Source organism: Citrobacter sp. Awk 2 (assembly GCF_028069815.1).
Classification (GTDB): domain Bacteria; phylum Pseudomonadota; class Gammaproteobacteria; order Enterobacterales; family Enterobacteriaceae; genus Citrobacter.
This window is the reverse complement of the sequence record NZ_JANEWL010000130.1, coordinates 1-10609: the sequence shown is the minus strand read 5'-3', so window position 1 is coordinate 10609 and position 10609 is coordinate 1. Positions and strand designations below refer to the sequence as shown.

10 protein-coding genes and 1 other annotated feature are annotated in these 10609 nt (G+C 50.7%); of the genes, 5 read left to right on the top strand and 5 right to left on the bottom strand.

All coding sequences use genetic code 11. The features are described 5' to 3' along the window. Positions 1–2 precede the first annotated feature (2 nt). Positions 3–377, bottom strand: coding sequence for a DUF2799 domain-containing protein (locus tag NNO02_RS21315; protein WP_271455670.1), 375 nt, complete (start codon positions 375–377; stop codon positions 3–5). Positions 378–591: 214 nt separating this feature from the next. Here NNO02_RS21315 and aroF point away from each other — a divergent pair, with 214 nt between their 5' ends. Both aroF and tyrA read left to right on the top strand, forming a co-directional pair. Then, positions 592–1662, top strand: coding sequence for a 3-deoxy-7-phosphoheptulonate synthase AroF (gene aroF, locus NNO02_RS21310; protein ID WP_005130422.1), 1071 nt, complete (start codon positions 592–594; stop codon positions 1660–1662). A 9-nt stretch (positions 1663–1671) separates the two neighbouring features. After that, positions 1672–2793 carry a bifunctional chorismate mutase/prephenate dehydrogenase gene (gene tyrA / locus NNO02_RS21305; protein WP_271450276.1) on the top strand — a complete coding sequence of 374 codons (1122 nt, stop codon included), beginning with the start codon at positions 1672–1674 and terminating at the stop codon, positions 2791–2793. A 93-nt stretch (positions 2794–2886) separates the two neighbouring features. On the opposite strand, the gene pheA is transcribed toward tyrA, so the two are convergent. The 4 genes from pheA to bamD all read right to left on the bottom strand — a co-directional run bounded on the left by pheA (position 2887) and on the right by bamD (position 5643). Then, complete coding sequence (gene pheA, locus NNO02_RS21300; protein WP_271442427.1) at positions 2887–4047, bottom strand: bifunctional chorismate mutase/prephenate dehydratase; 1161 nt, start codon at positions 4045–4047, stop codon at positions 2887–2889. Positions 4048–4069: 22 nt separating this feature from the next. Then, positions 4070–4195 (bottom strand) — a sequence feature (Phe leader region). Then, a complete protein-coding gene (gene pheL, locus NNO02_RS21295) occupies positions 4147–4194 on the bottom strand; it encodes a pheA operon leader peptide PheL (RefSeq protein WP_100250063.1) in 48 nt (15 codons plus the stop codon). Its footprint overlaps the feature before it by 48 nt. 102 nt (positions 4196–4297) lie before the next feature. Then, a complete protein-coding gene (gene raiA / locus NNO02_RS21290) occupies positions 4298–4636 on the bottom strand; it encodes a ribosome-associated translation inhibitor RaiA (protein WP_271442428.1) in 339 nt (112 codons plus the stop codon). A 269-nt stretch (positions 4637–4905) separates the two neighbouring features. Then, the gene (gene bamD, locus NNO02_RS21285; RefSeq protein WP_005130417.1) at positions 4906–5643 is read right to left on the bottom strand and encodes an outer membrane protein assembly factor BamD; all 738 of its coding nucleotides are present in this window, start codon (positions 5641–5643) and stop codon (positions 4906–4908) included. 131 nt (positions 5644–5774) lie between these two features. Between bamD and rluD the strand changes: the two genes are divergently transcribed. From rluD to clpB, 3 genes are all read left to right on the top strand, one after another. Beyond that, positions 5775–6755 carry a 23S rRNA pseudouridine(1911/1915/1917) synthase RluD gene (gene rluD / locus NNO02_RS21280; protein WP_271442429.1) on the top strand — a complete coding sequence of 327 codons (981 nt, stop codon included), beginning with the start codon at positions 5775–5777 and terminating at the stop codon, positions 6753–6755. After that, positions 6752–7483, top strand: coding sequence for a purine nucleoside phosphorylase YfiH (gene yfiH, locus NNO02_RS21275; RefSeq protein ID WP_271455669.1), 732 nt, complete (start codon positions 6752–6754; stop codon positions 7481–7483). The genes rluD and yfiH overlap by 4 nt, the downstream gene beginning before the upstream one ends. Positions 7484–7612: 129 nt before the next feature. Further along, on the top strand, positions 7613–10186 hold the full coding sequence (gene clpB / locus NNO02_RS21270) for an ATP-dependent chaperone ClpB (RefSeq protein ID WP_271442431.1): 2574 nt from the start codon (positions 7613–7615) through the stop codon (positions 10184–10186). The last annotated feature ends 423 nt before the right edge of the window (positions 10187–10609 follow it).

Below are 10609 nucleotides of genomic sequence, written 5' to 3'. Positions count from 1 at the left end.
GTTTAATTTAACCTTGTTGAGGCCGCACCTTCATTTGCTCCTTTTTGCCATGCATCATGTAACTGGCTGGCATTGTCTACCGTGTCGCAACTGGCAGGGAAGGTTTTTCCGGTCAATCCTCTCGCGTACACAAAGTCCTGCTGACAGGTTTTCCTTTGTCCTTCGGCGTACCCTTTAAGATATTGGGCGCGATCGACCTCTGGGTCATTGTAGTTGTCGGCAAGTGTCTCGTTATCTTTAACGACATAGCCTGAAATGGCATCCTGAATCCCGGCATCAAACCAGTCGGTACCTGTCCAGGTGGGGGAGAAAGTATAGGGATCTATCTGACATCCGCTGAGAAATAATACAAATAAGGTACAGATGAGTTGCTTCATTGCCTGTTCTCCCCGTTTTTTTAAAGCATAGCGGATTCATTTATAGAGGTGTGTAAATTTAAATGTACGGTATCTTGCGGTGTTTTTGCTGAAAAATTGCTTTATGTAAATAAAAATTTACGGGATGTGGATTGAAATCTTTACCTGTTGTGTTATCGTGATTACCTCCTCGCTGAGGAAAACTATCGCAAACGAGCTAAACAGGATCACCATCATGCAAAAAGACGCGCTGAACAACGTACACATTACCGACGAACAGGTTCTGATGACCCCAGAGCAGCTTAAAGCGGAATTTCCGCTGAGCCTCGCACAGGAGGCGCAAATCGCTCAGTCGCGTAAAACCATTTCAGACATTATCTCTGGCCGCGACCCGCGACTGCTGGTGGTGTGTGGTCCATGCTCGATTCACGATCCTGAAGCGGCTATTGAGTACGCTCGTCGATTTAAAGCCCTTGCCGCAGAGGTCAGCGATAGCCTCTACCTGGTGATGCGCGTCTATTTTGAAAAGCCCCGTACCACCGTCGGCTGGAAAGGGTTGATTAACGATCCTCATATGGATGGCTCTTTTGATGTTGAAGCGGGTCTGAAAATTGCGCGTCAACTGCTGCTTGAATTGGTGAATATGGGGCTACCGCTGGCTACAGAAGCGTTAGATCCAAACAGCCCGCAATACCTGGGCGATCTGTTTAGCTGGTCAGCTATCGGTGCGCGTACCACTGAATCACAGACGCATCGTGAAATGGCTTCTGGTCTTTCTATGCCGGTTGGTTTTAAGAATGGTACGGATGGGAGCCTGGCGACGGCAATTAACGCCATGCGTGCTGCAGCACAATCACACCGCTTTGTGGGTATTAACCAGGCGGGGCAGGTTGCACTGCTGCAAACGCAGGGTAATCCAGATGGTCACGTGATTCTGCGCGGTGGTAAAGCGCCGAACTACAGCCCGGCTGATGTCGCCCAGTGCGAAAAAGAGATGGAGCAGGCAGGACTACGACCTTCTCTGATGGTAGATTGCAGTCATGGTAATTCCAATAAAGATTACCGTCGCCAGCCAGCCGTGGCTGAATCTGTGATCGCCCAAATCAAAGATGGCAATCGCTCGATCATCGGCTTGATGATTGAAAGTAATATTCACGAAGGCAACCAGTCCTCCGAACAGCCGCGCAGCGAAATGAAATACGGTGTCTCCGTAACTGATGCCTGCATTAGCTGGGAAATGACGGATGCGCTACTGCGTGAAATTAGTCAAGATTTAAACGGCCAGCTGACGGCGCGTGTAGCATAAGAGGTTGGTATGGTTGCTGAATTGACCGCATTGCGCGATCAAATTGATGAAGTTGATAAGGCATTGCTGGATTTACTGGCACGCCGTCTGGAGCTGGTTGCCGAAGTCGGTGAAGTCAAAAGCCGCTTTGGGTTGCCGATCTACGTACCAGAGCGGGAAGCCACAATGCTGGCTTCCCGCCGCGCAGAAGCTGAAGCGCTGGGGGTGCCGCCAGATCTGATCGAAGATGTATTGCGTCGGGTTATGCGCGAATCTTATTCCAGTGAGAATGACAAAGGCTTTAAGACGCTTTGCCCTTCTTTGCGTCCGGTGGTGATCGTCGGTGGTGGCGGGCAGATGGGGCGGCTGTTCGAGAAGATGCTGACGCTGTCTGGCTATCAGGTGCGGATACTGGAACAGCAGGACTGGGAGCGCGCCACTGAGATCGTCGCCGATGCAGGCATGGTGATCGTCAGTGTGCCGATCCACGTTACCGAACAGGTAATCGCGAAATTACCGCGCCTGCCGTCTGATTGTATTCTGGTCGATCTGGCCTCGGTGAAAAATGGCCCTCTGCAGGCGATGCTGGCGGCACACGACGGTCCGGTTGTGGGTTTACACCCGATGTTTGGTCCGGACAGCGGCAGCCTGGCAAAACAGGTCGTGGTTTGGTGTGATGGGCGGCAGCCGGAAGCCTATCAGTGGTTCCTTGAGCAGATTCAGGTTTGGGGCGCGAGACTGCATCGGATTAGCGCCGTTGAGCACGACCAGAATATGGCGTTTATTCAAGCGCTACGTCACTTTGCGACATTTGCTTACGGGCTGCATTTAGCGGAGGAGAATGTGCAACTGGAGCAATTGCTGGCCCTTTCTTCACCTATTTACCGTCTTGAACTGGCAATGGTTGGTCGTCTGTTTGCCCAGGACCCTCAGCTCTATGCCGATATTATTATGTCGTCAGAGAGTAATCTTGCGCTCATCAAACGTTATTACCAACGTTTTGGCGAAGCGATTGGTTTGCTGGAGCAGGGGGATAAGCAGGCTTTTATCGACAGTTTCCGTAAGGTGGAACACTGGTTTGGCGACTATGCGCAGCGCTTCCAGAGTGAAAGTCGTACCTTGTTACGCCAGGCTAACGATAGCCGTCAATAAGCAAGAAGCCTGATGGCGGCTTCGCCTTCTCGGCCTACAAAAATCGCCTGAATTGTAGGCCGGATAAGCGTAGCGCCATCCGGCATTGTCACGTTAGCTCGGGTCGACCGGCACCACGTTTTCACTCGGATAACATCCCAATACTTTCATCGAACGCGTAATCTCCCCCAACTCCTTCAGCGCTTTTTGCATCTGGGGTGATTCCAGGTTGGCCTGGATATCGAGATAAAACATCTCTTCCCATGGGTTACCGTGAATCGGGCGGGATTCCAGCTTGGTCATAATCAGATTATGGTTACGCAGTACCAGCAGCGCTTCAACCAGCGCACCTGCCTGTTGTCCTGTCGCCATCAGCAACGTTGTTTTCGCTGGAACCTGGTCAGAAACATTGATTGCTTTACGTGCCAGAACCACGAAGCGGGTAATGTTTTGCGTCTGATTAGCTTCAATATGCTCAAGTACCTGCAGACCATGCAATACACCACCGGCTTCGCTCCCCAGGGCTGCTACGCGTGGCGAGTTAGCCTGGGCGACCTTTTCCATCGCAGCTGAAGTGCTTTCAGTGTATTCAATCTTCCAGTGTGGGTAGCGGTTCAGGAACTTGCTGCACTGCTGGAACGGTTGCGGGTGGCTGTATACCGTGTCGATGCTCTCCAGATCGGTTGTTCCCGACACCAGTACGCAATGGTCGATAGTAATCGTCATCTCTCCGACGATAGAGAGGCTGGTGTGCTGCAGAAGATCGTAAACGTCATTAATCGCACCGGAACTGGTGTTTTCAATAGGCACTACCGCGTAGTCTGCCTGTCCGGTTTCAACCTGATTAAAGATATCGGCAAATTTCGCGCAGCCGCTTTCAATAAACTGCTCAAAATGACGTGCGGCGTACTGACGTGCTGCAAGGTGTGAGTAAGACCCTTTTGGTCCCAGGAAGGCAACACGAGCGGAATGCGGGTTGATCTTGTTCAGATGCTGCTGAAGGAGCGCCTGCTGGGTCAGGACGGAGTCTTCGATAATAAGCTGGAACAAGCGCGTGATGTAGTGGGCATCGAGGTGATGTGCTTTACCAAGCTGAATTAAACGGTCCAGTAGGTCGCGTTCCCGATCAATATCGCGTACCGGGCGATGAGACAGCAACTTGGCTTTACCGACTTCTACCGCCAGACCACGTCGTTCTGCCAGCAGGGCCAGTAATTTTTCATCCAGCGAGCTGATCTTTTCTCGCAGCGCCAGTAATGGGTTTTCCGATGTCATAGTGTTGCCTTTCTTGTTATCAATAAAAAAGGCCCCCCGTTGTGGGAGGCCTTATTGTTCGTCTTCGCATTCTTTATCACACGACGAAACGCCTCCCATTCAGGGGAAGGTAAAAAAGAATGCGAAGAAGAACGGGACAAGTTTCATGTAATTTTCCTTTGGCTACATCAGTAAAGTACCCGTACTGTTTTCACCCTGTCAACAAAAAACGCGCCCGAAGGCGCGTTGGCGATACACTCAATGTAAGGGACTACTCTTCTTCTGCTTCGACGAAGTTGGCGTCTTTTACTGAAGTTGTTGCACGACGGGCTTCGCCTTTGTGCTGCACTTTATTGAGCTGCCGTTCCAGCTTGTTGATCAAATCGTTAATGGCGGTGTACATATCCTCGTGTTTTGCGCTGGCGACCAGATGTCCATTCGGGGTGTTGATGGTGGCATCAGCAATGAAACCCTGTGGCTCCTTAGACAGAATGATATGTGGATTAATCAGATGAGTTTGCCATTTATCCAGTTTGGAGAGACGGTCTGCGACATGCTGGCGAATTGCCGGAGTAATTTCCATTTGTTTACTGGTAATGTTCATTGTCATAAATTTTACCTCTTGTCTTTCCCGTCTTGGTGATTCCAGCATACCGTTCCTAATGTCAAAATGTGTGATCTAAATCACATTATTTTGTCGCTTTTTGTCAAGAAAACCTTTTTGTGAGGCACCGCAGGAACAGGCGATTTTTTACTTGAGGAATACCTGAAAGCAGGCCATATTTGATAGGATGCGTCGCAGCTAAACCGCTTCAGTTGTGGCGTTAACGAATAAAAAAACGGCAGCCCAGAGGCTGCCGTTTTGCATTCTGAGGTCAATCAGGTGTTGCTGCTGTTAGCGGCAATGATTTTCGCTACTTTTTCTGCCTGGGCATTCATCTGCATTTGGCGATAAGCGTTTTCCATCAACGGCAGGGCATCACGCGTTGCCTGGGTATCCGGATAGTCACGCAGCATACCTTCCACACGGTTCACGACTGCAACCCATGCGCCACGGGCGGTATAGTACTCAGCAACAGAGTATTCATACTTCGCCAGACGATCTTTCAGGAATACCAGACGCTTAGTGGCATCGGTTGTGTACTGGCTGTTCGGATAACCACGTACCAGTTTGGAAAAGTCATTAAACGCAGCTCGGGCATGCTGTGGATCGCGATCGCTACGATCGACGCCAAAGAATCCTTGCAGTGCGCTATCGTCCAGCGCCATATTGGTCAGGCCACGCATGTACATGACATAATCAATGTTAGGGTGAGTTGGGTTCAGACGAATAAAACGATCGATGGCAGCCTGAGCAAGTGGCAGATCGGCGTTTTTGTAGTAGGCGTAGATGAGATCTAATTGCACCTGCTGAGAATACGGTCCAAATGGATAACGGTTATCCAACGCTTCCAATTGCGTTATTGCCTGTTTCCAGTTACCGTCCTGCAGCTTTTGCTGAGCAGTCGCGTAGATTTCATTTGGCGGATTATCGGGCACCTCTTCCTTTGAACCAGAGCAACCCGCCAAAAACAGGCTCAACGTGGCTGCTGCCACCAGATATTTCATGCGCGTCATGACGTTTTGACTTTCCTCAAAATGTAATACGGGAGATTCTCTGTTCCTGCTCCCGGTTAAGACCAGCTACAATAGCACACTATATTAAACGGCAAAGCCGTAAAACCCAACGTTAAACGAAGAAGCAGTTTATGGCACAACGAGTAGAACTCACCGCAACAGTCTCCGAAAATCAGCTTGGTCAACGCTTAGATCAGGCTTTGGCCGAATTGTTCCCTGATTATTCGCGATCGCGCATAAAAGAATGGATCCTCGACCAGCGCGTACTGGTAAATGGCAATCTTTGCGATAAGCCGAAAGAAAAAGTGTTAGGTGGAGAGCGTGTCTCCATCAATGCTGAAATTGATGAAGAGATTCGTTTTGAAGCTCAGGATATCCCGCTGGATATCGTTTATGAAGATGACGACATTCTCGTCATCAACAAACCACGTGATCTGGTGGTTCATCCGGGCGCGGGCAATCCTGATGGTACGGTTTTGAATGCGTTGCTGCATTACTACCCGCCAATTGCGGATGTCCCACGAGCCGGTATTGTGCACCGTCTGGATAAAGACACAACCGGGCTTATGGTTGTGGCAAAAACTGTCCCGGCGCAAACACGCCTGGTCGAGTCATTGCAGCTGCGCGAAATCACTCGTGAGTATGAAGCCGTGGCGATTGGCCATATGACAGCGGGTGGTACGGTCGAAGAACCGATCAGCCGTCATCCCACCAAACGTACGCATATGTCAGTGCATCCAATGGGGAAACCTGCGGTAACGCACTATCGCATTATGGAGCATTTCCGTGTGCACACGCGTCTGCGGTTGCGTCTGGAAACCGGACGTACGCACCAGATCCGCGTGCACATGGCGCATATCACCCATCCGCTGGTAGGCGATCAGGTCTACGGTGGTCGTCCGCGCCCGCCGAAAGGCGCTTCTGACGAGTTTATCTCCGTGCTGCGTAAGTTTGACCGTCAGGCGCTGCACGCGACCATGTTGCGTTTGTATCATCCGATTTCCGGTATCGAGATGGAATGGCATGCGCCAATCCCACAAGATATGGTGGAGCTTATCGAAGTGATGCGCGCTGATTTTGAAGAGCATAAGGATGATGTTGCCTGGTTATGAGTAAGCTAATTGTCCCGCAGTGGCCGATACCTCAGGGTGTCGCAGCCTGTAGTTCTACCCGCATTGGCGGCGTCAGTATGTCGCCTTATGATTCGCTGAACCTGGGTGCCCATTGTGGCGATAACCCGGAGCATGTGGAAGAGAACCGCAAGCGGCTGTTTGCTGCGGGCAATCTGCCTTCGAAACCCGTTTGGCTTGAACAGGTACACGGTAAAGATGTCCTGAAATTAAGCGGCGGGCCATACTTATCTAAACGTGCAGATGCGTCCTACAGCAATACGCCAGGCACCGTATGTGCAGTGATGACGGCGGACTGTCTTCCGGTGCTGTTTTGTAATCGTGCTGGAACAGAAGTGGCGGCGGCCCATGCGGGCTGGCGCGGGTTATGTGAAGGTGTGCTGGAAGAAACGGTGGCGTGCTTTGCCGACAAGCCGGAAAACATTATTGCCTGGTTAGGGCCGGCGATTGGTCCGATCGCGTTTGAGGTAGGTGCAGAAGTTCGCACCGCGTTTATGGCAAAAGATCCGCAAGCTGACAGTGCATTTGTGCCGCGTGGTGAAAAATATCTGGCGGATATCTATAAGATTGCACGTCAACGTCTGGCAAATGTAGGGGTAGAGAGCGTCTACGGTGGCGACCATTGCACCTTCAACGAAAGTGAGACGTTCTTCTCTTATCGTCGCGACAATACCACGGGTCGTATGGCAAGTTTTATTTGGCTGATATAACCTAAAGAATCAAGACGATCCGGTACGTGTAATTTTCTTTTCACATAATTCAGGTCATTCACCTTGAATAATTGAGGGATGACCTCATTTAATCTCCAGTAGCAATTTTGACCTGTTATGGGAGGAGTTATGCGTCTGGATCGTCTTACCAATAAATTCCAGCTTGCTCTTGCCGATGCCCAGTCACTCGCACTGGGGCACGACAACCAATTTATCGAACCACTTCATCTAATGAGCGCCTTGCTGAATCAGGAAGGGGGATCGGTTCGTCCTTTGTTAACGTCCGCTGGCATCAATGCTGGCCAGTTACGCACAGCGATTGATCAGGCATTGAGCCGTTTACCACAGGTAGAAGGTACCGGCGGTGATGTTCAGCCTTCTCAGGATTTGGTGCGTGCACTGAATCTTTGCGACAAGCTGGCGCAAAAACGTGGAGACAATTTCATTTCGTCAGAACTGTTCGTTCTGGCAGCGCTTGAGTCGCGCGGTACGCTGACCGATTTATTAAAATCAGCAGGAGCGACAACCGCCAATATCACTCAGGCAATTGAACAAATGCGTGGAGGTGAAAGCGTGAATGACCAGGGGGCTGAAGACCAACGTCAGGCCTTGAAAAAATATACCGTCGACCTGACCGAACGCGCCGAACAAGGCAAGCTCGATCCGGTTATCGGTCGTGATGAAGAAATTCGCCGCACGATTCAGGTGCTGCAACGTCGTACTAAAAACAACCCAGTTTTGATCGGTGAGCCAGGTGTTGGTAAAACCGCTATCGTCGAAGGGTTGGCACAGCGAATCATTAACGGTGAAGTACCTGAAGGGTTAAAAGGTCGTCGCGTGCTGGCGCTGGATATGGGCGCGCTGGTGGCCGGGGCGAAGTATCGCGGTGAGTTTGAAGAACGTTTAAAAGGTGTGCTCAACGATCTCTCGAAACAGGAAGGCAACGTCATTCTGTTTATCGATGAGTTGCATACTATGGTCGGTGCAGGTAAAGCCGATGGCGCAATGGACGCCGGTAACATGCTGAAACCGGCGCTGGCGCGCGGGGAGCTGCACTGCGTAGGGGCCACCACGCTGGATGAATACCGCCAGTACATCGAAAAAGATGCGGCGCTGGAACGTCGTTTCCAGAAAGTGTTTGTGGCTGAGCCAAGCGTTGAAGATACCATCGCGATTCTACGCGGCCTGAAAGAGCGTTACGAGCTGCACCACCATGTGCAGATTACTGACCCGGCGATTGTTGCGGCAGCCACGCTGTCTCACCGCTACATTGCTGACCGTCAGTTGCCGGATAAAGCTATCGACCTTATCGATGAAGCAGCGTCCAGCATTCGTATGCAGATTGACTCCAAGCCGGAAGAACTCGACAGACTCGATCGCCGCATTATCCAGCTCAAGCTGGAACAGCAGGCGTTAATGAAAGAGTCTGATGAGGCAAGTAAAAAACGTCTTGATATGCTTAATGAAGAACTGGACGACAAAGAGCGCCAGTATTCAGAGTTAGAAGAAGAGTGGAAAGCTGAAAAAGCGTCCCTCTCTGGAACGCAAACTATTAAGGCAGAGCTGGAACAGGCAAAAATCGCTATCGAACAGGCGCGTCGTGTCGGCGACCTGGCGCGCATGTCTGAACTGCAGTACGGCAAAATTCCGGAACTGGAAAAACAGCTGGAAGCGGCAACCCAGTCTGAAGGTAAAACTATGCGTCTGCTGCGTAATAAAGTGACGGATGCAGAAATTGCCGAAGTGCTGGCGCGCTGGACCGGTATCCCGGTGGCCCGTATGTTGGAAGGCGAGCGGGAAAAATTGTTGCGGATGGAACAGGATCTGCACAGCCGCGTGATTGGCCAGAACGAAGCGGTAGAAGCGGTATCTAACGCCATCCGTCGTAGCCGTGCAGGATTGTCCGATCCGAATCGTCCGATTGGTTCATTCTTGTTCCTGGGGCCAACCGGTGTCGGTAAAACCGAGCTGTGCAAAGCGCTGGCGAACTTTATGTTCGACAGTGACGATGCGATGGTGCGTATCGATATGTCCGAATTTATGGAGAAACACTCTGTATCTCGCCTGGTCGGTGCGCCTCCGGGATATGTCGGTTATGAAGAAGGTGGGTACCTGACGGAAGCGGTGCGTCGTCGCCCTTATTCGGTCATCCTGCTGGATGAAGTGGAAAAAGCGCATCCGGATGTCTTCAACATTCTGCTGCAGGTGCTTGACGATGGTCGATTAACTGACGGGCAGGGGAGAACGGTCGATTTCCGTAATACGGTTGTCATCATGACCTCGAACCTGGGCTCTGATCTGATTCAGGAGCGTTTCGGCGAGCTGGATTACAGCCATATGAAAGATATGGTGCTGGGCGTTGTGAGCCAGAACTTCCGCCCGGAATTCATCAACCGTATAGATGAGGTTGTTGTATTCCATCCGCTGGGTGAGAAACACATTGCTTCTATTGCTCAGATCCAACTGCAGCGTCTGTACAAACGTCTGGAAGAGCGTGGTTATGAAATCCACATCTCTGACGAAGCACTTAAATTGCTGAGTGTGAATGGTTATGATCCTGTATACGGTGCACGTCCATTGAAACGTGCTATCCAGCAGCAGATCGAAAACCCACTGGCACAGCAAATCTTGTCTGGTGAGCTGATTCCGGGCAAACCGATTCGTCTGGAAGTGAATGACGATCGTATTGTGGCAGTGCAGTAAGTCACAAAACCTAAATAAACGGGCCCTGCGGGGCTCGTTTTTGTTTAAAAACCAGGCCAGAATCGAACTTCTGGTTGAAAAGTAATCGCTTGATAAGTTTTTTGTATTTTTAACTTGTCAGCCTGAAATAACTCCCTATAATGCGCCTCCACTGACACGGAACAACGGATTACAAGCCGCCAGGTCAGCGGGGTTCCACTGAGAACCTCACGAAGAAAAGCGAAATTAAATGCTTGACTTCGTAGCGGGATGGCGTAATATGCACACCCCGCGCCGCTGAGAAAAAGCGAAGCGGTACTGCTCTTTAACAATTTATCAGACAATCTGTGTGGGCACTCGAAGATACGGATTCTTAACGTCGCAAGACGAAAAATGAATACCAAGTCTCTTGAGTGAACATACGTAATTCATTACGAAGTTTAA

Excerpts from the sequence above, each read along its gene's own strand:
- NNO02_RS21315 (WP_271455670.1), bottom strand. The coding sequence starts at position 377 with ATGAAGCAACTCATCTGTACCTTATTTGTATTATTTCTCAGCGGATGT.
- aroF (WP_005130422.1), top strand. The coding sequence starts at position 592 with ATGCAAAAAGACGCGCTGAACAACGTACACATTACCGACGAACAGGTT.
- tyrA (WP_271450276.1), top strand. The coding sequence starts at position 1,672 with ATGGTTGCTGAATTGACCGCATTGCGCGATCAAATTGATGAAGTTGAT.
- pheA (WP_271442427.1), bottom strand. The coding sequence starts at position 4,047 with ATGACATCGGAAAACCCATTACTGGCGCTGCGAGAAAAGATCAGCTCG.
- raiA (WP_271442428.1), bottom strand. The coding sequence starts at position 4,636 with ATGACAATGAACATTACCAGTAAACAAATGGAAATTACTCCGGCAATT.
- bamD (WP_005130417.1), bottom strand. The coding sequence starts at position 5,643 with ATGACGCGCATGAAATATCTGGTGGCAGCAGCCACGTTGAGCCTGTTT.
- rluD (WP_271442429.1), top strand. The coding sequence starts at position 5,775 with ATGGCACAACGAGTAGAACTCACCGCAACAGTCTCCGAAAATCAGCTT.
- yfiH (WP_271455669.1), top strand. The coding sequence starts at position 6,752 with ATGAGTAAGCTAATTGTCCCGCAGTGGCCGATACCTCAGGGTGTCGCA.
- clpB (WP_271442431.1), top strand. The coding sequence starts at position 7,613 with ATGCGTCTGGATCGTCTTACCAATAAATTCCAGCTTGCTCTTGCCGAT.